Source organism: Jannaschia sp. S6380, from assembly GCF_023015695.1.
Taxonomy (GTDB): Bacteria; Pseudomonadota; Alphaproteobacteria; order Rhodobacterales; family Rhodobacteraceae; genus Jannaschia.
Map to the genome: position 1 here is coordinate 1,044,386 of NZ_JALKAS010000001.1, position 19,791 is coordinate 1,064,176.

General features: G+C 68.7%; 19 protein-coding genes. 9 read left to right on the plus strand and 10 right to left on the minus strand.

Annotated features, from left to right (window positions below):
• Nucleotides 1-20: 20 nt before the first annotated feature.
• Complete coding sequence (locus tag MWU52_RS05420) at nt 21-1,184, minus strand: anhydro-N-acetylmuramic acid kinase (RefSeq protein ID WP_246950138.1); 1,164 nt, start codon at nt 1,182-1,184, stop codon at nt 21-23.
• 48 nt (nt 1,185-1,232) lie between these two features.
• On the opposite strand from MWU52_RS05420, the gene tyrS reads away from it, so the two are divergent.
• Nucleotides 1,233-2,486 (plus strand): tyrosine--tRNA ligase, encoded by a 1,254-nt coding sequence (gene tyrS / locus MWU52_RS05425; RefSeq protein WP_246950140.1) that lies wholly within the window; start codon nt 1,233-1,235, stop codon nt 2,484-2,486.
• A gap of 69 nt (nt 2,487-2,555) precedes the next feature.
• Nucleotides 2,556-2,750, plus strand: coding sequence for a hypothetical protein (locus MWU52_RS05430; RefSeq protein WP_246950142.1), 195 nt, complete (start codon nt 2,556-2,558; stop codon nt 2,748-2,750).
• 73 nt (nt 2,751-2,823) lie between these two features.
• On the opposite strand, the gene MWU52_RS05435 is transcribed toward MWU52_RS05430, so the two are convergent.
• From MWU52_RS05435 to MWU52_RS05460, 6 genes are all read right to left on the minus strand, one after another.
• On the minus strand, nt 2,824-3,369 hold the full coding sequence (locus tag MWU52_RS05435) for a peptidylprolyl isomerase (RefSeq protein WP_246950144.1): 546 nt from the start codon (nt 3,367-3,369) through the stop codon (nt 2,824-2,826).
• Nucleotides 3,362-3,862: a peptidylprolyl isomerase gene (locus tag MWU52_RS05440; protein WP_246950146.1), complete on the minus strand. Its 501-nt coding sequence runs from the start codon at nt 3,860-3,862 to the stop codon at nt 3,362-3,364. Before MWU52_RS05440 ends, MWU52_RS05435 begins: the two co-directional genes overlap by 8 nt.
• A 103-nt stretch (nt 3,863-3,965) precedes the next feature.
• On the minus strand, nt 3,966-4,691 hold the full coding sequence (locus tag MWU52_RS05445) for a DUF533 domain-containing protein (protein WP_246950148.1): 726 nt from the start codon (nt 4,689-4,691) through the stop codon (nt 3,966-3,968).
• Between the two features lie 62 nt (nt 4,692-4,753).
• Complete coding sequence (locus tag MWU52_RS05450; protein ID WP_246950150.1) at nt 4,754-7,111, minus strand: TRAP transporter large permease subunit; 2,358 nt, start codon at nt 7,109-7,111, stop codon at nt 4,754-4,756.
• Between the two features lie 37 nt (nt 7,112-7,148).
• On the minus strand, nt 7,149-8,123 hold the full coding sequence (locus MWU52_RS05455; protein ID WP_246950152.1) for a TRAP transporter small permease subunit: 975 nt from the start codon (nt 8,121-8,123) through the stop codon (nt 7,149-7,151).
• Between the two features lie 110 nt (nt 8,124-8,233).
• On the minus strand, nt 8,234-9,319 hold the full coding sequence (locus tag MWU52_RS05460) for a TRAP transporter substrate-binding protein (RefSeq protein ID WP_246950153.1): 1,086 nt from the start codon (nt 9,317-9,319) through the stop codon (nt 8,234-8,236).
• 189 nt (nt 9,320-9,508) lie between these two features.
• On the opposite strand from MWU52_RS05460, the gene MWU52_RS05465 reads away from it, so the two are divergent.
• Both MWU52_RS05465 and MWU52_RS05470 read left to right on the plus strand, forming a co-directional pair.
• Nucleotides 9,509-10,909, plus strand: coding sequence for a cache domain-containing protein (locus tag MWU52_RS05465; RefSeq protein ID WP_246950154.1), 1,401 nt, complete (start codon nt 9,509-9,511; stop codon nt 10,907-10,909).
• Nucleotides 10,910-10,926: 17 nt separating this feature from the next.
• Nucleotides 10,927-11,568, plus strand: a complete 642-nt coding sequence (locus tag MWU52_RS05470; protein WP_246950155.1) for a response regulator transcription factor — start codon at nt 10,927-10,929, stop codon at nt 11,566-11,568.
• Nucleotides 11,569-11,577: 9 nt separating this feature from the next.
• On the opposite strand, the gene MWU52_RS05475 is transcribed toward MWU52_RS05470, so the two are convergent.
• The gene (locus tag MWU52_RS05475) at nt 11,578-12,174 is read right to left on the minus strand and encodes a lytic transglycosylase domain-containing protein (RefSeq protein WP_246950156.1); all 597 of its coding nucleotides are present in this window, start codon (nt 12,172-12,174) and stop codon (nt 11,578-11,580) included.
• A gap of 210 nt (nt 12,175-12,384) precedes the next feature.
• Here MWU52_RS05475 and MWU52_RS05480 point away from each other — a divergent pair, with 210 nt between their 5' ends.
• The 5 genes from MWU52_RS05480 to trpE are packed head-to-tail and all read left to right on the plus strand — an operon-like array spanning nt 12,385 to nt 18,349.
• Nucleotides 12,385-12,894, plus strand: a complete 510-nt coding sequence (locus MWU52_RS05480) for a single-stranded DNA-binding protein (protein ID WP_246950157.1) — start codon at nt 12,385-12,387, stop codon at nt 12,892-12,894.
• Nucleotides 12,895-12,941: 47 nt separating this feature from the next.
• Nucleotides 12,942-13,721: a nucleotidyltransferase domain-containing protein gene (locus MWU52_RS05485; RefSeq protein ID WP_246950158.1), complete on the plus strand. Its 780-nt coding sequence runs from the start codon at nt 12,942-12,944 to the stop codon at nt 13,719-13,721.
• Between the two features lie 25 nt (nt 13,722-13,746).
• Entirely contained in the window at nt 13,747-14,940 is a 1,194-nt protein-coding gene (locus tag MWU52_RS05490) for an aminotransferase (RefSeq protein WP_246950159.1), read from the plus strand.
• Between the two features lie 60 nt (nt 14,941-15,000).
• Nucleotides 15,001-16,845, plus strand: a complete 1,845-nt coding sequence (locus tag MWU52_RS05495) for a peptidylprolyl isomerase (RefSeq protein ID WP_246950161.1) — start codon at nt 15,001-15,003, stop codon at nt 16,843-16,845.
• 1 nt (nt 16,846) lies between these two features.
• Nucleotides 16,847-18,349 carry an anthranilate synthase component I gene (gene trpE / locus MWU52_RS05500; RefSeq protein WP_246950163.1) on the plus strand — a complete coding sequence of 501 codons (1,503 nt, stop codon included), beginning with the start codon at nt 16,847-16,849 and terminating at the stop codon, nt 18,347-18,349.
• On the opposite strand, the gene MWU52_RS05505 is transcribed toward trpE, so the two are convergent.
• Together MWU52_RS05505 and MWU52_RS05510 are read right to left on the minus strand one after the other, a co-directional pair.
• A complete protein-coding gene (locus MWU52_RS05505; protein WP_246950165.1) occupies nt 18,346-18,810 on the minus strand; it encodes a DUF188 domain-containing protein in 465 nt (154 codons plus the stop codon). The two genes, trpE and MWU52_RS05505, sit on opposite strands and share 4 nt — an antisense overlap.
• A complete protein-coding gene (locus MWU52_RS05510) occupies nt 18,807-19,790 on the minus strand; it encodes a hypothetical protein (protein WP_246950167.1) in 984 nt (327 codons plus the stop codon). Before MWU52_RS05510 ends, MWU52_RS05505 begins: the two co-directional genes overlap by 4 nt.
• Between the last annotated feature and the right edge of the window lies 1 nt (nt 19,791).

Here is a 19,791-nt window from a genome sequence, read left to right on the forward strand (position 1 = left end):
ATAAGCCGCTCCTGTTATCGCTAACGGGCCTTCGCTATCCGCCCTCGTTCCCTGTGTCTAGCACTCGTGGGCAGATCGTCCACCGCGCCTTCGGGCCGGCTGACGATGCCGCCGCCGACGGCCGCGCCCACGCCCGTGGTGCCCGGAAAGCTTGTGGGCAACCCGCGCAGCACGCGGACCGCCAGGAACGCGAAGGCCTGCGCCTCCAGCATATCGCCGTCGAGGCCGACGGCCTCCACCGGCTCGGGGCGAACCGGCAGCGTGGCAAGTGCTTCCATGATTGCGGGGTTCCGGCGGCCGCCCCCGGTCACCCAGAGACGCGATGGCGGGATCGGGCATTGGGTCAACGCATGCCGGACGCTGGCCGCGATCACCGCGACCCAGGTGGCGGCGGCGTGGCTGGGCGGGAGGGCGTCGATCCGGGCACCCGCCTGGCGCCACGCATCGCGGTCCAGCGATTTTGGCGGCATGCGGAAGAAGAACGGATGGCGCAGGAAGGCGTCGACCAAGGCCATGTCCGCCTCCCCCTCCCGGGCCAGATGGCCGTCCCGGTCGAAGGGCTGTCCCAGCCAGTCCATGCACAGGTCGTCGATCGGCGCGTTGGCCGGGCCGGTGTCGAACGCCAGGAGCGCGCCCGGCTCGGCCATGCCCCGCCGCGGATCGGCCCAGGTCAGGTTGCCCACGCCGCCCAGATTCAGGATCGCGACCGGTTCGGCGGCGCCCACATGGCGCGCGCAGGCGTGATGGAATGCGGGCGCAAGCGGTGCCCCCTCCCCGCCCAAGGTCACGTCGGAGGTTCGGAAATCCCAGACCACCGGCCGGCCCAGCACCTCGGCCAGAAGCGCGCCGTCGCCCGTCTGATGCGTCCGGCGCCTCTCCGGGTCGTGGGCCAGGGTCTGGCCGTGGAAGCCCACCACCCGCGCCTCGGCAAAGCGCGACAGCAGCCGGGCATGCACGGTCTCGACCACCTCGGCGGCGGCGGGCACGTCGGGCCCGTCCTGCCACTGGCCGAGGGCCGCGCGCAGGCGGGCCCGCTCGGCCGCCGAATAGGGCAGATAGCCGGTCGCCCCGAACCCCTCGATCGTCTCGCCGTCGGTGATCAGCTCGGCCGCGTCGACCCCGTCGAGCGACGTGCCGGACATGGCCCCCAGCGCGCGGATCGCCTCCATCGTCTTTCCCTTCATTCCATCCCGCGCTAAGGCGGGTCACGCACCCGAAATACCGGAAGTCCCATGACCTACCACCCCAAATCAGACTTCATGCGCGTGATGATCGAGCGTGGCTTCCTGGCCGACTGCACCGATTATCAGGGCCTGGACGAGGCTTTCTCGGCTGACGTGGTGCCGGGCTATATCGGGTTCGACGCGACCGCGTCCTCGCTGCATGTCGGCTCGCTGATCCAGATCATGATGCTGCGCTGGCTGCAGAAATGCGGCGGCCAGCCGATCGTCCTGATGGGCGGGGGCACGACCAAGGTGGGCGACCCCAGCTTTCGCGCCGACGAACGCCCGCTGCTGACGCCCGACCAGATCGGGCGGAACGTCGCCGGCATCCGCGAAGTGTTCTCCCACTACGTCCGCTTCGGCGACGGCCCGACCGACGCCATCATGGCCAACAACGACACTTGGCTGGCCGATCTGAACTATCTCGACTTCCTGCGCGACGTGGGCCGGCATTTCAGCGTCAACCGGATGCTGTCCTTCGAGTCGGTCAAGTCCCGCCTCGACCGCGAACAGTCGCTGTCGTTTCTGGAATTCAACTACATGATCCTGCAGGCCTACGACTTCATGGAGCTGCACCGCCGGCATGGCTGTCTCCTCCAGATGGGCGGCAGCGACCAGTGGGGGAACATCGTCAACGGTATCGACCTGACGCGGCGCATCCTGGACGACCAGGTCTTCGGACTGACCTCGCCGCTTCTGACGACGTCGGACGGCAAGAAGATGGGCAAGTCGCAGAACGGCGCGGTCTGGCTGAACGCCGACCTGCTGTCGCCCTACGAATTCTGGCAATTCTGGCGCAATACGTCCGATGCCGATGTCGGCCGCTTCCTGAAGCTCTACACGGAGCTTCCGCTGGACGAATGCGACCGCCTCGCCGCGCTGGAAGGGTCGGCCATCAACGACGCCAAGATCCGCCTGGCCAACGAGGTCACGACCTTGTTGCACGGCCCCGAGGCCGCCGCCAACGCCGAAGCGACCGCCCGCGAGGTGTTCGAGCGGGGCGGCGCCGGCGACGACCTGCCGACCGTCACCCTGACCGACGAGGAGGTGACGCACGGCATCTCGGTCGTGCAGCTGATCGTGCGCGCGGGCCTCGCGAAATCCGGGAAGGAGGCGAAGCGCCTGATCGCCGAGGGCGGTGCCCGGATGAACGACACCGCGCTGACCGATCCGGGCCTGGTGCTGGACGCCGGCGCGCTGGCCGTGCCGACCAAGCTTTCGGCCGGACGCAAGCGGCATGCGCTGGTGCGTCTCGCCGACTGACGGAACCCCCGCCCCGCTGTCGGGGTTGGGTCTCCGACCGCCACAACCATGCCCGTGAGGAGCCCCGCCATGAGCGCACCCGAAACCAATGTCGAGAAACAGCGCCGCCGTCATGCGGGGCCGATCATCGGCATCACCGCCGGCCTGATCTTCGTCGCGATCATCCTAGTGGCCTATCTATTCTTCATCGCCAGCCCCGACGACGAGATCGTCGAGGGCACGCAGGCCGAAGACCCGGTCGTGGTCGCCCCCGCGGCCGACTGACGAGGAATTTCCCCACGAAAAAAGGGCCGCCCTTCGCCGGGCGGCCCTTGTCATGTCCGGCGTGGCGATCCGGTCACTCGGTGACACGAACATCGGTCATCACGTCGGGGTCGACGGTGACCGCGCCGTTGCCGCCCGTGCCGCGCCGGATCGCGTCGACCACATCCATGCCATCGGTCACCCGGCCGACGACCGTGTACTGGCCGTCCAGGTGCGGGGCGGGCCCGAACATGATGAAGAACTGGCTGTTGGCCGAGTTGGGGGCGGCCGAACGCGCCATGCCGATCACGCCACGCTCGAACGTCTCGTCCGAGAACTCGGCCGGCAGATCCGGACGGTCGCTGCTGCCGGTACCGGCCAGCGACAGGTTGCCGCCCTCGCGGCCATGCTGCACGTCGCCGGTCTGGGCCATGAACCCGTCGATCACCCGGTGGAACACGACGCCGTCATAGGCGCCGGCCTCGGCCAGCGCGGTGATCTGCGCGACGTGGGCCGGTGCCAGGTCTTCCAGCAGGTCGATAGTGATGGTGCCCTCGGCCTCGCCCGCGACGTCGATCTCCAGCCCGGCGGCAAAGGCGGGCGAGGCGGTGATCAGGAAAGCGGCGACCACATTACGCATCGGCGGCCACCTTGACGCTGATCATCTTGTCGGGGTTCGCGGGCGGCTCGCCCCGGGCGATCTTGTCGACATGCTCCATCCCCTCGATGACGCGGCCATAGACCGTGTACTGCCGGTTCAGGAAATGGTTGTCTGAAAAGTTGATGAAGAACTGGCTGTTGGCCGAATCCGGGTTCTGCGACCGGGCCGCGCCCAAGGTGCCGCGGTCATGCGGGATGCCGCTGAACTCAGCCTTCAGGTCCGGCTTGTCGCTGCCGCCGGTGCCGGCGCGCGACGTGTTCCCGCCGTCCTTGCCGTGCTCGACATCGCCGGTCTGCGCCATGAACCCGTCGATCACGCGATGGAACACCACGCCGTCATAGGCGCCTTCGCGGGCCAGTTCCTTCATGCGTTCGGCATGGCCCGGGGCCACATCCGGCAGCAGTTCGACGACGACGTTCCCATCCTTCAACTCGATGATGACGGTGTTCTCGGGGTCTTTGATCTCGGCCATCTGGGCCTCCTTTTTCGGTCCGCGTCAGAGCTAGGGCATCCCGGGCGGAAGGAAAAGACGTGGCGCGGCCCCGGCGCGCAGGCCGGCCGGGGGCCGCCCGCGATCAGACCGGCTTGCCTGCCGTATGGTGCAGGCGCGACACCTCCTGCGGGTCGAGCGCCAGGGCCGTGGCGAACCGGTGCAGGAAATCGCGCTCCGCCGGGTGGTCGGGGTCGATGGCCGTGAGTGCTGCGGCATACACCTCCGCCTCGTGGCCGCGCGGCACGTCGCGGGCCAGCGATTCCGGGTGCACGGGCTCGGACAGGGCCGCTTCCAGCGCGGCGCGATCCTCCTCGGTGTCGGCCTCGCCCAAGATCTCCCGCAGGACGGCGCGTTCCCCGTCGTCGATCTCTCCGTCGGCACGCACGGCCTGTCCGATGGCACGAACCATCGCGGCGGCCGTTGCCTCGTCCTGCGGGCCCTTGTCGGCCATTTGCGCTAGGTCGTCCGGATCGCGATCGCCCGCACCGCCCAGCGCCGCCGATCCGCCCGCCATCGCGGCCAAGCCGCCGAGCAGGCCGCCCATACCGCCCTGCGACGCACCACCGGTGCCCTGCCCCCCGGTCAGCGCGCCCAAGAGGCCGCCGAGACCACCGCCGGCACTGCCGCCCCCGCCCTGGAGCCCGGCCATCAGGCCACCGCCGGCGGCGCCCTGCGCCCCACCACCGCCGCCTTGCTGCGACAACATCTGCTTGACCCCTTGCAGCCCCCCGCGCGCGCGGAAGGCTTGGTAGCCCTTGGCTGCGGCGAAGGCGATGGCCATCTTCATGGCGGTGCGCTTGAGCGACATGACGAACTCTCCCTGTTTGGTGCCAGGAAGGATAGCGGTCCGCGCCCCGGGGGCAATCGCGGTCAGCCGGACGGCAGCAGGTTCGGCACGATGGTGACGATCGCCGGGAACATCCACAGGATCAAAAGGCCCAGGACCTGGATCAGGACGAAGGGCAGCACGCCGCGATAGATATGGCCCGTCGTGACCCCTGCGGGCGCCACCCCGCGCAGATAGAACAGCGCGAAGCCGAAGGGCGGCGTCAGGAAGGACGTCTGAAGGTTCACCGCGATCATGATCGTCACCCATTTCGGATCGAAGGTTCCGCCATAGATGACCGGCCCGACGATCGGCACGACGATGTAGATGATCTCCAGGAAGTCGAGGACGAAGCCCAGGACGAACAGGACCAGCATGACGATCAGGAACACCTTCAGCTCGCTGTCGAAGGAGCGCAGGAAGTCCTGGATGTAGTGTTCCCCGCCGAAGGAGATCAGCACGAGGTTGAGGAGCTGCGAACCGATCAGGATGGTGAACACCATCGACGTGACCTTGGCCGTCTCGCGCACGACGGGGCCCAGGATACCGGTTCGAAGCAGAACCCAGCTGGCATAGAGCAGGCCAAGGAACGCGGCGTGATAGGCCAACTGCGCGATGACCATCGCGATCACGTCGCCCGGGGTCGTCGTGTCCAGTCCGGTCCGCAGGTCGAAATTCACCCCGAAGAGGAGCATGACGACCAGCGCCAGCGAGGCGAGCAGGATCCAGGCGCCGCCCGACCCTTCCTCCTGCAGCTTGCGGTAGGCGGCCAGCATGATCGCGCCGCCGGCCCCCAGCGCCGCGGCGGGCGTGGGGTTGGTGATCCCGCCCAGGATCGAGCCCAGCACCGCCACGATCAGGACGAGCGGCGGGAAGACGACGCGCAGCAGCTCGTTCCGCGACAGGCGGGCGAAGGCCGGGACGACCCCGACCAAGGCGATCGCCAGCGGGATCGACATCACCAGGAACGTCGTCCCGGTCGAGGTGGTCGGCCCGATCAGCAGCGCGTCGATCACGAAGGCCAGCGCGACGCCCGCCGCGCCGATCAGCAGCGGACGCGCGTCGGCCAGCGGGTCCACGCCGCGTGCGACCGAAAGCACCAGCGCCAGCGCCAGGAACAGGACGGTGATGCCCACGCCGATGGGGGCGGCGCCCGCGATGGCGGCATTGCGCGCCTCGATCAGTTCCTCGGCCGAGAGTTCGCGCGCGAGTTGCACGCCGCCAGCGCCGTCGATGGTCGCCTGTTGGGCCAGCGCCAGATCCCAGGCGGCCTGGCCGTGCAGTTCGATCATGGCGGCCTGGCAGGCGGCCGAGACGTTGGTGCGCAGCGACGCAGTGTCGCCCGCCTCGCTAAAGCTGCTGACGGCGACGTCCTGCGCGCCGATCAGGCCGACCAGGCCCAGCCCGATCGCGCCCAGGATCAGGGCACCCGGAATCGCCAGGAACCACAGGAGCGAGTCGTTGCGCGTCATCGTGGTGCCGCGGACCTCCTCGAACGTGACGGCCGGCGCCTTGGATGGGTTCAGGAGCGCGAAGCCGAAGGCATAGGCGCCGTAGAGGAAGGCCAGGAAGATGCCCGGCAGCAGCGCCGCCTGGAACAGCGTACCGACGGAAACCACCGCCGGCTCGCCCAGATATGTCAGCGCATCGGAGCAGCCGACATTGGCCGCGCGGGCCTCCTGCGCGGTGGAATAGATGTCGCCGGCCAGCGTGCCAAGAAGGACGATGACGATGGAGGGCGGGATGATCTGTCCCAACGTGCCGGAGGCCGCGATCACGCCGGTCGCGAGTTCGGGCGAGTAGTTGTTGCGCAGCATCGTCGGCAGCGCCAGTAGGCCCATCGTCACGACGGTCGCGCCCACGATGCCGGTCGACGCGGCGAGGAACGCGCCCACGATCACGATTGACACGGCCAGGCCGCCCGGAAGCGGGCCGAAGACCCGCGCCATCGTGGTCAGCAGGTCGTTGGCGATCTTGGAGCGTTCCAGCGTGATGCCCATCATCACGAACATCAGGACCGCCAGCAGCGTCTCGATCGACGCGCCGGCAATGACGCGTTCGTTCATGCGGTTGACGATGAAGCCGATGTTGCGGTCGAGCGCGGTTTCCCAGCCCTGGGGGAACAGCGCCTCCTCCACCCGTGGAAGTTCGGGGAAGCGGAATACCGATATCGTGTCGCGCGCGACCCCGTCCGCGATCAGCGCGGCATATTCGGCCGATCCGGTATCGATGGCCTGGTGGATCAGGATGCCCGCGCTGTCCAGCGCGGCGATGATCGCGAAGCTGATCGTGCCGGCGCCCGCGATGGCGAAGGCAACCGGGAAGCCGGACATGATCCCGCCGAAGAGGCAGAGGAACACGATGATCAGGCCGATCTCGACCCCGTCCAGTCCGAAGAGCATTTGCGTCGTCCCCCAGGCGTTTCGCCGCCTCTAGTGCTTAGTGAATTTCCGCGACCCGCTGCGCGTCCTCGTCGCCGAGGATGTCGCGATCCAGATAACGGCCCGCGCTCAGCTCGCCCTCGCGCAGTTCCAGCCAGCTGCGCCAGAAGAACACGCAGGCCTGGGCGAAGGCGGTGGCGACGAAGGCCAGGATCAGGATCTTGAAGAGGAAATACGCGTCGAATCCGTTCGGGCTGAATCCGATCGTCTCAACGTTCCAGCGCATCGCCCGCGCCTTCATCAGCATCCGGTCCAGCGGATCGCTGGCCGACGTGGCCGGCGTGATCAGACTGCGCCACAGGAAGAACCACGAGTAGAGCCACATCAGGATCAGCGCGGGCATCATGAAGATCACGCTGCCGAACATGTCGATGATCCGCTTGGTTCGGTGGCCCACGGCCGAATAGACCAGATCCACGCGCACGTGGCCGCCCTGGATGAAGGTCCAGGCGACGCAGAGGCACACGATCATCGCGTTATAGAGCTTCAGTTCTTCGGAGTACCACGACAGGTCGCGGGTGAAGGTGGTGCCGAATGGTCCGACGCTGATCTCCGAGACGCGGAAGATGCGTTGCAGGAAGACGATCATGATCTGCTGCATGACCATCAGAAAGCCTGCCCAGGCCGCGATGCGGCCGGTCCAGTTCAGCACGAATTCCGACCCGCGGACGAGCCCCCAGCCGAAGCGGCGCGACAGTCCGACACCGATGGTCAGGGCACCGAATATGATCAGAAGGACGAAGAACAGCTCGACGCTGGCGCCGTAATAGACGAAGCGCAGAACCGCCTCGCCGTCGGACCAGTTCAGCCAGCTGCCGGGCGAGGCGAGCGCGAAGACCAGGTTGAACGGTGCCTCGAACAGGTTGCCCAGAAACCACTGGATCGGGCCGCCGGCCTCGAACGCGTCGAGACAGGATTGCGTGCCCTCGACCGTCGGCGCGAACAGCCCCGTGCATTCCGCGTCCTGCTCCATCACCGCTCCCCCGTGATAAGTTCGTCGTCATGGGCGCGACCGGGTCCCATGGCTCCGTCGCGCGCCCGAACCGGCCCCGCCCCGACAGTCCGGAGCGGGGCCGTCGGAGGTCAGCTCAGAATGCGGTCGCGCTGGGCGCGATAGGCGCTTTCGGAGGTCGAGATCCATTCCGACGACTTGCGCATCGAGTCCATCGCGCTGTCGTAGATCTTCTTGTAGAGTTCGTCGCCCATGTTCTCCTGGTGGACCTCCATCGAGGCGGCACCCATGGCTTCCCAGACATCGTCGGGGAACTGACGCAGCGTGACGCCGGCCGATTGCAGCCGCTCCAGCGCCGAGCCGTTCTCGGACAGGAACTGTGCGAGGTTCCACTGGTGGCACTCGGCAGCGGCGATCTCGATGATCTTCTGCTGCGCGGGGGTCAGGCTGTCATAGACGTCGCGGTTCGTGGCCACGGACAGACCGGCGCCCGGCTCGTGGAAGCCGGCGGTATAGTAGGTCTTGGTGATTTCCTGGAAGCCGGCCTTCTCGTCGGCCCAGGGGCCGATCCACTCGGTCCCGTCGATGGCACCGGAGGCCAGCGCCTGGTACACTTCGGAGCCGGGCAGGTTCTGGACCGAGGCACCCATCTTGCCGAGCGCCTGACCGCCGAGGCCGGGCATGCGGAACTTCAGCCCCTGGAAATCGGCGGCCGAGGTGATCTCGTTGCGGAACCAGCCGCCCGCCTGCGCGCCGGTGTTGCCGCCGAGGAAGGATTTCAGACCGAAGATCTGACCCAGCTCGTCATGCAGTTCCATGCCGCCCATGTGGTAGTACCAGTTGGCCAGCTCCTGCGCGGTCATGCCGAAGGGCACGGCGGTGAAGAAGGCATAGCCCGGATGCTGACCCACGAAGTAGTAGTCCGCCCCGTGATACATGTCGGCCTGACCGGAGGTCACGGCGTCGAAAACCTCGAACGCGCCGACCAGTTCGCCGGCGGCCTTGAGGTCGACGGTCAGCTGGCCGTCGGACATGGCGGTGATGCTGTCGGCCACGCGCTGGGCGCTGTCATGCACGCCGGCGAGGCCGCGGCCCCAGGTCGTGACCATGGTCAGCGTGCGATTGCCCTGCGCATAGGCGGGCGCGGCCAGTGCGGCGGCTCCGGCGGCGGCACCCGCACCGATCGTGGAATTCTTAAGGAATGAACGGCGGTCCATTATATTCCCCCCTGTTGGATTTCTTGGTCTTCCCACCCTCCCGGCAGGACGACGGCCCCCTTTGCGGGGCGTGCCGCGACGTTAGTGATCGACGGGACGGAGTCAAATACCCGAAAACACGTAGGCCCCCGCACCGGGCGCGCGCGATGCGCTGGCGCTCGGGGTGCGGTTGGGGTCTAATCGCATCCCATGCGCCTGCCCCGCCTGTCCTACGGCCAATCGCTCTTTGCGCTGGCGACCGTGCCACTGATCCTTGCGGCGGCGGCGATCGCCGCGATGGTCGCCATCCAGTCCGAGCGAACCGCCGCGCGCGAGATCGCCCAGCTGGAAGCGACCATGATCCAGGCCAAGCGGCGCGAGTTGCGCAACTACCTGCAACTAGCGCGGACGGCCTTCATCACCATCTACGGCAACGCCGCGCCCGACGATGCCGAGGCCAAGCTGCGCGTCACGCAGATCCTGTCGGCGATGGTCTATGGCCAGGACGGGTTCTTCTTCGTCTACGACTACGACGGCACCAACATCGTGGCCCCGCGCCAGACCTGGCTCATCGGGCGCGACTGGTCGGGCATGACGGATGCCGCCGGCGTGCCCGTGACCGACCGCCTGATCGAGCTGGCGCGGGCGGGATCCGGGTATCACACCTACGAATGGCGAAAGCCCTCCACCGGCGAGGAGGCGACGATCATGACCTATGTCATGGGCCTGCAGGACTGGCGCTGGGCGATCGGCACGGGTGTGTTTCTCGACGACGTGCTGGCGCAGGGGGCCATCGCGCGCGCCGAGGTACGGGCGCGGGTCACGACGCAGTTCATGTGGATCGGGGGCATCACACTCGCGGCGTTGCTGCTGGTCTTCGCGTCCGGTTGCCTGATCACGATCCGCGAGCGCCGGCTCGCGGACGCCAAGCTGAAGCAGCTGACGCAGCGCGTCCTCGACACGCAGGAGGAGGAACGCGGCCGCGTCGCGCGCGAGCTGCACGATTCGATCAGCCAGCTCCTCGTCGGCATCCGCTACAAGCTGGAACTGGCGCGCCGCCTGACCACGCGGGGCGAGCCGGCGGCCAGGGGCGCGCTCGACGGGGCCATCGCAGGGTTGCAAGGTGCCCTTGGCGAGGTTCGCCGGATCAGCCAGGACCTGCGCCCCGACGTCCTGGACGACCTCGGTCTCGGTCCGGCGCTCAAGTCGCTCTGCGAGGCATTCCAGACCCGGACCGGCATCGGGGTGGAGTTCCGCACCGTCGTCTTCCGCAACCGCCTCGACATCGAGGCGAAGACCGCCCTCTACCGCATCGCACAGGAGGCGCTGACCAATATCGAGCGGCACGCCGCCGCACGCCACGTCACCGTGCGGCTGTTCGGACATCGCCGGGGCGCAACCCTGCGCATCACCGATGACGGGCGCGGCATCGCACGCCGGACCGGCGGCCTGGGCCTGCGCAACATGGCCGAGCGGATCGAACAGCTCGACGGCATCCTCCGCATCGGTCCCGACGCGGATGGGCGCGGCACCGTGATCGAGGCGAGCGTTCCGCTGACCCACCTGCTGCCCCCCGACAGCGGCGAGGCGGTTCCCCACGCCGCCGAATGACGCTAGGAGGCGCGGCCATGTCAGATCCGATCCGCATCCTGATCGTCGACGACCACCCGATGGTCGCGGATGGCATCCGCGCGCTGCTGGAGACCTATGACGACATCCGCGTCGTGGGCACGCTGTCGAACGGGCGGGCGGCGATCGAGCAGGCGGACCGGCTGCGCCCCGATGTCATTCTGCTCGACCTCAACATGCCCGAGATGAACGGCCTGGCCGCGACCGAGATCCTGCGCGAACGCCACCCCGAGATCGCGGTCCTGATCCTGTCGATGCACGACGCGCCGGAATACGTGGCGACGGCCCTGCGCCACGGGGCCGCGGGCTATTGCCTCAAGGACCAGCCCACCGAGGAGATCCGCCGCGCGATCGACGTCGTCCGCGACGGCGGGCGGTACCTCTGCCCAGGGGCCGAGAGCGCCGTCCAGCCTGCCGCCGACGGATCGGAACCGCTGACCTCGCGCGAGCAGACCATCCTGCTGCTGTTGGCGCAGGGCCGGTCGAACAAGCAGGTGGCGCACGATCTCGACATCTCGGTTCGCACGGTCGAGACGCACCGCAAGAACCTCAAGCGCAAGCTGGGCATCTCGTCGACCGCCGGCCTGACGCGCTATGCGCTGGAACATGGCGTCCTGCAGGGCACCGGCCTGCTGCCTTGAAATGGCCCGTCAGCCGCGGCCCATGATGGCGCGGACGTAGCCCTGCGTCTCGCGATAGGGCGGGATGCCACCGTGACGTTCCACCGCGCCGGGTCCCGCGTTGTAGGCGGCCAGCGCCAGACGCCAGGTGCCGAACTTGCGATATTGCAGCGCAAGATAGCGCGCGCCCCCTTCCAGGTTCTGTCGCGGATCCCGCGGGTTGACGCCCAGCCGCGCGGCCGTGCCGGGCATGAGCTGCGCCAGACCCAGCGCGCCCTTGCGCGACACCGCCGCCGGGTTCCAGCCCGATTCCTGGCGGATCAGCCGCAGGAACAGATCCTCGGGGATGCCATGGCGGCGGGCCGCGTCGCGCGCCGGGCCGACATATTCGGACCGCTGGCTGCCGCGATAGCGCGGGATGGCCTCGCCCGCGGACGCGGTGGCCGCCTCGGGCGCGGTCGGCAGCAGACGTCGGGAATGGGCGTATTGCGACGAAAGGCGGCGATCCATGAGCGCGGTCTGGTTGGCGAAAAGGTCGGTCCGCGAGCGGGTCGAGAACGTCTGCGCCGCAACCAGGTCAGGCAGGAACACCGCGAGCGAAATCGCGCCGAGGCAAAAGAAACGCATACCGATCAACACCCTGTCCGTTCCATATCCCGTCGGCGCCCCTGTTGCCGGACCGTCCGCACGGGGAAATCGTTAACGGAGAATCGGTTCCGGGCCAAGCCTGGGGCCCGAAGGCGGGGGCGGGGTTTTCGCTTTTGCTTCGCCGACGACACCTTTAGTTAACCCCTCGGTGCTCAGGTGCGCCGAGGGAATCGAGAGACGAGGGGCGAGATGGCCGGCAGCGTGAACAAGGTAATCCTGATCGGCAATCTGGGCCGTGACCCCGAGGTGCGGACCTTCGGGAACGGCGGCAAGGTATGCAACCTGCGCATCGCCACGTCCGAGAGCTGGCGCGACAAGAACTCGGGCGAGCGCAAGGAGAAGACCGAATGGCATTCGGTCGCGATCTTCAACGAGGGGCTGGTGCGCATCGCCGAGCAGTACCTCAAGAAGGGCTCCAAGGTATATCTCGAAGGGCAGTTGCAGACCCGCAAGTGGCAGGACCAATCCGGCGCCGACCGCTATTCGACCGAGGTCGTGCTGCAGGGTTTCAACGGCACGCTGACCATGCTCGACGGCCGCGGCGAAGGCGGTGGCGGTGGCGGCGGCGGCGGATATGGCGGCGGCAGTGGCGGCGGCTATGACGACCGCGGCGGCAATTACGGCGGCGGCGGCGGATCGCAGGGCGGCTATGGCGGCGGCAGCGGCCCCTCGGACATGGATGACGAGATCCCGTTCTGAGCGGGGTGGACACGCACGCCGAGGGAGCCGCCCCGGTTTCGACGGGGATGCGCGCGAAGATCGCAGCCGAGATCGACCGGATCGAAAGGACGGAGGACGTTCGCGTCCTCCTCGCCGTCGAGTCGGGTTCCCGTGCCTGGGGCTTCCATTCTACCGACAGCGATTACGACGTGCGGTTTATCTATGTCCGCCCGGTCGACTGGCACCTGTCGCTCGCCCGGAAACGCGACGTGATCGAAGAACCGATCGACGATGAGCTTGACGTCCCGGGCTGGGACCTGGCCAAGACGATCGGCCTCGCGATGCGCTCCAACGCCGTGGTCGCGGAATGGCTGCAGTCGCCAATCGTCTACCGTGCCGATCCCGTGGCGGTCTCGGATCTCGAGAGCTTCTGCCGCGCGGCACTTTCGCGTCGCCCCGTCACTTGGCACTACCTGTCGCTGATGGAGCGGCAATTGTCGCGGCTGGCGGGACCGGCGGGTGGCATCCGCCTGAAGCGGTATTTCTATTGCTTGCGTCCGGCGCTCGCGCTGCGCTGGATGCGGCTGCGGGGCGAGGGAATGCCGCCGATGGACATGTCCAGCCTGGTGGCGGGATGCGACCTGTCGCGCGAAATCGCGCAGGCGACCGACATGCTCGCCCAGCGCAAGAAGACCATTTCCGAACGTGGCGAGACGGGCGAGCCGCAACCGCTGATCGACGCGCTGATCGTGGCCGAACGGCACGCGGCGCGCGACTGGCTGGCCCGGACCGACGAAACCGGCGCGCGGCCGGATTTGCTGGTCCGGGCCGACGAGATCCATCGCCGCCATGTCCGCGCGGCCTGACGAGTCCCCGCCGGAGGAGGCGACGATGCAAGTGACCCCGACCTTGGCCGCGACGCCCGCTCCGCCGGTGATGGAGGCGCGCCGCTGGATCGAGGGGGTGGCCTTCCCCGCGGACCGGCCGCTTCTGAACCTCAGCCAGGCCGCGCCCGCCGATCCCCCGCCGGAGCCGCTGCGCCGCGCCATCGCGGAGATCGCGTTGACGGACGCGGAGGCGCATCTTTACGGCCCGGTCCTGGGACTGCCGGAATTGCGGGCGCGCGTCGCCGCCGACTGGTCGCGCGCCTATTCCGGCGATGTCGCGCCCGCGCAGGTGGCGATCACGTCGGGCTGCAACCAGGCCTTCACCGCCGCCATCGCGACGCTGGCCGGCCCCGGCGACAACGTCATCCTGCCCGCGCCGTGGTACTTCAACCATCGCATGTGGCTGCAGATGTCCGGTGTCGCCCCCCGTGTACTGGAGGCCGGCGCGGACCTGTTGCCCGACGCGGAAGCGGCCGCCGCGCTGATCGACGACCGGACGCGGGCGATCGTGCTGGTCAGCCCGAACAATCCCGGCGGCGTGGAATATCCGGCCGCGACCCTGGCGGCGTTCCGCGACCTGGCCCGGTCGCGCGGCATCGCCCTGATCGTCGACGAGACCTATCGCGATTTCGACGCGCGCGACGGCGCCCCGCACGACCTGTTCGCCGATCCCGACTGGGACGACACCCTGATCCAGCTCTACTCCTTCTCGAAGGCGTACCGCCTGACCGGACATCGGGTCGGCGCGATCTGCGCTTCGCCCGCACGGCTGGCCGAGGTCGAGAAATGGCTCGACACGGTGACGATCTGTCCCAACAGCATCGGCCAGCGCGCGGCGCTCTGGGGGATGGAGAACCTGTCCGACTGGCTCGCCGGCGAACGGCGCGAGATCCTGGCCCGGCGTGCGGCGATGATCGACGGGTTTACGGCCCTGCCCGACTGGACGCTGCTGGGCTGCGGCGCCTATTTCGCCTATGTCCGCCACCCGTTCGACGCCCCGTCGGACGACGTTGCGCGCGATCTGGTCCGGCGGGCGTCGCTTCTGGTGCTGCCGGGCACGATGTTCGGACCGCTGCGCGCCGAGGGCGGGACGGGCCGTGCCGAGGCGACTTTGCGGATCGCCTTTGCCAACGCCGATCTGGCCGGCATCACGACGCTGTTCGACCGCTTGGCGGAGGTGTCGCGCGGCGCGCCTTGACCCCGCTTGCCCCCGTTCGGCACGCACCCTATCAACGCGCGGACCACCAAAGGGGGCATCATGGCCGAGCAACGTCGCAAGAAGAAGTCGAACGCCCTGGTCTGGGCGATCCTGGGCCTTCTGGTGCTGGCACTTGGCGGATTCGGGATCGGCGGCTTCGGCGGTTCGCTGACGAGCGTGGCGCGGGTCGGCGACCGCGAGATCACGGTCCAGGACTATGCCAACGCGATCCAGTCCGAACAGGCGCGCCTGCAACAGCAGACGGGCCAGCGCCTGACGCTGCAGCAGATGCAGATGTTCGGGCTCGACCGGCAGGTGATGGAGCGATTGCTGGCCGGCGCCGCGCTGGAGCACGAGGCGGACCGCGTGGGACTGTCGGTGGGCGATGCCGTCGTGGTGGAACGGATCCGGCAGAACCCCGCCTTCGGCGGTGTCGACGGGACGTTCGACCGCGAGGGCTACAGCTTCGCGCTGGACAACGCCAACCTGGACGAGGCCCGCTACGAGGCGCGCGTTCGCGACGAGATCGCCCGCGAGTTGCTGCAGGCGGCCGTCGTGGGGGGAACTGCGGTGCCCGACGCCTATGCCGACGCCATGGCCGCCTGGATCGCGGAGAGCCGGGACATCACCCTGGCCACGGTCACCGAGGCCGACCTGCCGGGCGGAACCGTGGCGCCCACGGAGGACGACCTTCGCGCCTTTCATGACGAGAACCCCGAGCGGTTCGAAACGCCGGAGCGGCGCGCGATCACCTATGCGTGGCTCGCACCCGACCGTCTGGCCGGCGAGATCGAGATGGACGAGGACGCGCTGCGCGACCTCTATGAGCAGGGCGCCGACGAATATCGTCAGCCCGCGCGCGTGCTGGCCGAGCGCCTGGCCTTCGCCGATGGGACCGAGGCGGCCGAGGCGCGCGCCGCGCTCGACGCGGGCGAGATCACGTTCGATGCGTTGGTGGCGGAGCGTGGGCTGACCCTCGATGATGTGGACCAGGGCGAACTGGCCCGCGACGACCTGGACGCCCCGCTGGGCGAGGCGCTGTTCGCGCTCGACGAGCCGGGCCTGGTCGGCCCGGTAGAGACGGATCTGGGTCCGGCGATCTACCGCGTGAACGCGGTTCTCGACGCGACGGAGATCCCGTTCGAGGATGTGCGCGACGACCTTGCCCGCAGCTTTGGCATGGAAGCCGCCCGCCGCCGCATCGCCGCCGCCCGCGAGGGGATCGACGACCTGCTGGCCGGCGGCGCCACGCTGGAGGAGCTGGGCGGCGAGACCGACATGATCGTCGGCAAGATGGAATGGGATCCCACGGTCTCGGACGGCATTGCGGGCTATGAGGCGTTCCGCGCCGCCGTGCAGTCCGTCGAGGCGGGCGACTTTCCCGAATTGCTGGAACTGGCCGATGGCGGCCTCTTCGCACTGCGTCTGGACGAGGTCATCGCGCCCACCACTCCCCCGCTGGAGGAGATCCGCGAGGAGGTGGAGCTGGCTTGGACGGCCGACACGCGCCGTTGGCGCCTGTTCGAGCAGGCGTCCGAACTGGCCCGGAACCCGACGCGCGACATCGCCGGCCCCCCCGAGGTTCTGACCGGCCTCGTGCGGGACGCGCCGCTCGAAGGCACGCCCCCTGCCCTTCTGGACCGCGTCTTCGCCGCCGAACCCGGCGAGGTCTTCGCCTTCGAGGGGGACGACCAGCGCGCCTATGTCGTGCGCGTCGACGCGGTGAACGCGGCCGATCTGAGCACGGGCGAGGCCGCCAACCTGCGCGAGGCCATCGTGTCGCAGACCCGCACCGAGATCGCGGGCGACCTGTTCGAAGGATACCGGCGCGCCATCCAGACCGAGGCGGGGTTCGAGATCGACGCGCAAGCCCTTGCCGCCATCCAGACGCAGCTGGGCGGCTGAGATGATCGCCCCCGATTTCGCGACCTTCGAGGCCGGCTTCGCATCGGGGGAAAACCAGATCCTCTGGATGCGTCTGCCCGCCGACCTCGACACGCCGGTCAGCCTGATGCTCAAGCTGGCCGAGGCGCAGCCGCATTCCTTCGTGCTGGAATCGGTCACGGGGGGCGAGGTACGCGGCCGCTATTCCATCGTCGGCATGCGCCCCGACCTGATTTGGGAATGCCGTGGCACGTCCAGCCGCGTGAACCGCGCTGCCCGATACGACCCCTCGGCTTGGGAGGATGCGGGCGAACCGCTGGAGGCGATCCGACGCCTGTTGGACGAAAGCCGGATCGCCCTGCCCGACGATCTGCCCGCGGCCTGTGCGGGGCTGTTCGGCTATCTGGGCTACGACATGATCCGGCTGGTCGAACGCCTGCCCGACGTGAACGCCGACCCGCTGGACCTGCCCGACGCGATGCTGATGCGTCCCTCGGTCGTGGCGGTTCTGGACGGGGTGAAGGGCGAGGTGATCCTGGTCGCGCCGGTCTGGAACCGGGGCGAGGGGACGGCCCGCGCGGCCTATGCCCGGGCCGCGGAACGGCTGCAGGACGCTTTGGCCGCGCTGGGCCGCGCCGTGCCCGAGCCGCGCGACATGGCCGAGCCGTTCGACCTGGGCGATCCGGTCTCGAATTTCACCAAGGTCGATTACAAGGCGGCCGTCGAGAGGGCGCGCGACTACATCGCCGCGGGCGACGTCTTCCAGGTCGTGCCCTCGCAACGCTGGACCTACGACTTTCCGCTGCCGCCGTTCTCGCTCTACCGGGCGCTGCGGCGGACGAACCCGTCGCCCTTCATGTTCCATTTCGACATGGGCGGGTTCCAGATCGTCGGGGCGAGCCCCGAGATCCTGGTCCGCGTCTTCGGCGAGGAGGTTACCATCCGCCCCATCGCCGGCACCCGGCCACGCGGCGCCACGCCCGATGCGGACCGCGCGCTGGAGACGGAACTGCTGGCCGACGAGAAGGAGCGGGCCGAGCATCTGATGCTGCTGGACCTGGGCCGAAACGACGTGGGACGGGTAGCCAAGACCGGCACCGTGCGCCCGACCGAGACTTTCGTGATCGAACGCTACAGCCACGTGATGCATATCGTCTCGAACGTGGTGGGTGAGCTTTCGGCCGATCACGACGCCCTGTCGGCGCTGCTGGCCGGTCTGCCGGCGGGGACGGTGTCGGGCGCGCCCAAGGTGCGGGCGATGGAGATCATCGACGAGCTGGAGCCCGAAAAGCGCGGCGTCTATGGCGGCGGTGTCGGCTATTTCTCGGCCGGGGGCGACATGGACATGTGCATTGCCCTGCGGACGGGCGTGGTGAAGGACGGTAAGCTTTACGTTCAGGCCGGCGGCGGCGTGGTCCATGACAGCGACCCCGACGCCGAATGGCAGGAGACGGTCAACAAGTCCCGCGCCCTGCAACTGGCCGCGTCAGAGGCCGGGCGCTTCGTGCCCCGCGGCAACCGCTAGGCCGGATCGCGCGCCATTCGCGTCAGGATCCGGTCAAGCGCATTCTTGAACGCCGCGCGGTCGCGCGGGCCGAACGGCCGCTGCCCGCCCCCCTGCCCGCCGGTCATGCCCTCCATCCCCGGCCGCAGCTCATGCATCAGGTCGCGGGTTGCCACAGTCTCGCCGATGCTCTCGGGCGTGAACTCCCGCCCCCGCGGATCCAGCGCCGCACCCCCGGCCTTCAGCACCCGCTCGGCCAGCAATATGTCGGCCGTGACGGTGACCGTGCCGGGCTTGGCCACAGCGGCGATGGCGTCATCGGCCGCGTCGAACCCCTCGCCGGCCACGAACAGGCGGATAAGCGGATTTTCGGTCAGGCGCAGATAGCTGCCGGCGACGAAGATCGCCTGGATGTTGCGGCGGAGCGCCGTTTCCGTAATCTCGCGTTTGACGGGGCAGGCATCGGCGTCGATCAGGATCATCGAAAATGTCCTTCGTCGAAGGGGATCATGCGTTCGCCCGCCGTCGTCGCGATGCACAGGCCGTCCGGCACCGGGGCCACGGAGCGCACATCGTGATGGCCCGGAAGCCGTAATATGGCATGCGGGATGACATGGCGCCCTTCCCGCAGCACCGTGGCCACGCCTTCGGCCGCGACCCGCGACCGACCGGACAGCGCGGTGGCGAAACCTTCGGCGCCGGCGCAGATACCGTCTTCGATGCCCAGCAGACCGTCCGATCCCGACCAGATGCCGCCGCGCGCACCGTTCGAGAACCACAGGTTCGTGACGGGCAACTGCTCCGCTCGGCGCAGCGTCAGGATCGTGTCGCCCTCGGCCTCGCGCCTGAGCGCCGTCCAACCGAGCCCGGGATCGGCGACAATGGTCGCGAAATCTTCGGCCTGGCCTTCGGGATAGGTGCGGACATCCCGGCCATCGACGATCCAGGCATCGGACCGTGCGTTCGGGGTCAGAAACGGGACCTCGGACGCGAAGGTCAACACCGCGCGCGGGGGTGGTGCGGATATCCGGCCGCCGCCGGCCAGGTGAAAGATCGGATGGTGGGCGAAAGTCACCGGCGCGGTCAGGTCCAGAACATGGGTTTGGTACAGCACCGGATGATCGTCGCGGACCGCGATAGTCGCCGTGATGTGCCCACGCGCGAAGGCGCAGGTCGCGCGAACGGCAGCGGGTCCGGCACGAAGCACGCGCCAGGGCCGGTTCGCCGGTGCCCCGTGCGGCGGTCCACCATCCACGTCGTCACGGCCGAACGGGGCGCAGACGAAGGTGCCACCCAATCGCCGGTCGACGAGTGGAATGCGCGCGTCGGATTGCACCTCCGGGTCCGCGCGCCATGGTGCGGCCCACAGGACAGGCGCGCCGCCGATCCGAAGCTCTGGCAGGTGCCCGGTCGCAACCTCCCACGTCGCGCGGATTCCGCGCGCGGCCAGCGTCCGCGCCATG

Bases quoted from the DNA above. Each gene is read 5' to 3' on its own strand.
- MWU52_RS05420 (WP_246950138.1), bottom strand. From the start codon at position 1,184: ATGAAGGGAAAGACGATGGAGGCGATCCGCGCGCTGGGGGCCATGTCC.
- tyrS (WP_246950140.1), top strand. From the start codon at position 1,233: ATGACCTACCACCCCAAATCAGACTTCATGCGCGTGATGATCGAGCGT.
- MWU52_RS05430 (WP_246950142.1), top strand. From the start codon at position 2,556: ATGAGCGCACCCGAAACCAATGTCGAGAAACAGCGCCGCCGTCATGCG.
- MWU52_RS05435 (WP_246950144.1), bottom strand. From the start codon at position 3,369: ATGCGTAATGTGGTCGCCGCTTTCCTGATCACCGCCTCGCCCGCCTTT.
- MWU52_RS05440 (WP_246950146.1), bottom strand. From the start codon at position 3,862: ATGGCCGAGATCAAAGACCCCGAGAACACCGTCATCATCGAGTTGAAG.
- MWU52_RS05445 (WP_246950148.1), bottom strand. From the start codon at position 4,691: ATGTCGCTCAAGCGCACCGCCATGAAGATGGCCATCGCCTTCGCCGCA.
- MWU52_RS05450 (WP_246950150.1), bottom strand. From the start codon at position 7,111: ATGCTCTTCGGACTGGACGGGGTCGAGATCGGCCTGATCATCGTGTTC.
- MWU52_RS05455 (WP_246950152.1), bottom strand. From the start codon at position 8,123: ATGGAGCAGGACGCGGAATGCACGGGGCTGTTCGCGCCGACGGTCGAG.
- MWU52_RS05460 (WP_246950153.1), bottom strand. From the start codon at position 9,319: ATGGACCGCCGTTCATTCCTTAAGAATTCCACGATCGGTGCGGGTGCC.
- MWU52_RS05465 (WP_246950154.1), top strand. From the start codon at position 9,509: ATGCGCCTGCCCCGCCTGTCCTACGGCCAATCGCTCTTTGCGCTGGCG.
- MWU52_RS05470 (WP_246950155.1), top strand. From the start codon at position 10,927: ATGTCAGATCCGATCCGCATCCTGATCGTCGACGACCACCCGATGGTC.
- MWU52_RS05475 (WP_246950156.1), bottom strand. From the start codon at position 12,174: ATGCGTTTCTTTTGCCTCGGCGCGATTTCGCTCGCGGTGTTCCTGCCT.
- MWU52_RS05480 (WP_246950157.1), top strand. From the start codon at position 12,385: ATGGCCGGCAGCGTGAACAAGGTAATCCTGATCGGCAATCTGGGCCGT.
- MWU52_RS05485 (WP_246950158.1), top strand. From the start codon at position 12,942: ATGCGCGCGAAGATCGCAGCCGAGATCGACCGGATCGAAAGGACGGAG.
- MWU52_RS05490 (WP_246950159.1), top strand. From the start codon at position 13,747: ATGCAAGTGACCCCGACCTTGGCCGCGACGCCCGCTCCGCCGGTGATG.
- MWU52_RS05495 (WP_246950161.1), top strand. From the start codon at position 15,001: ATGGCCGAGCAACGTCGCAAGAAGAAGTCGAACGCCCTGGTCTGGGCG.
- trpE (WP_246950163.1), top strand. From the start codon at position 16,847: ATGATCGCCCCCGATTTCGCGACCTTCGAGGCCGGCTTCGCATCGGGG.
- MWU52_RS05505 (WP_246950165.1), bottom strand. From the start codon at position 18,810: ATGATCCTGATCGACGCCGATGCCTGCCCCGTCAAACGCGAGATTACG.
- MWU52_RS05510 (WP_246950167.1), bottom strand. From the start codon at position 19,790: ATGGCGCGGACGCTGGCCGCGCGCGGAATCCGCGCGACGTGGGAGGTT.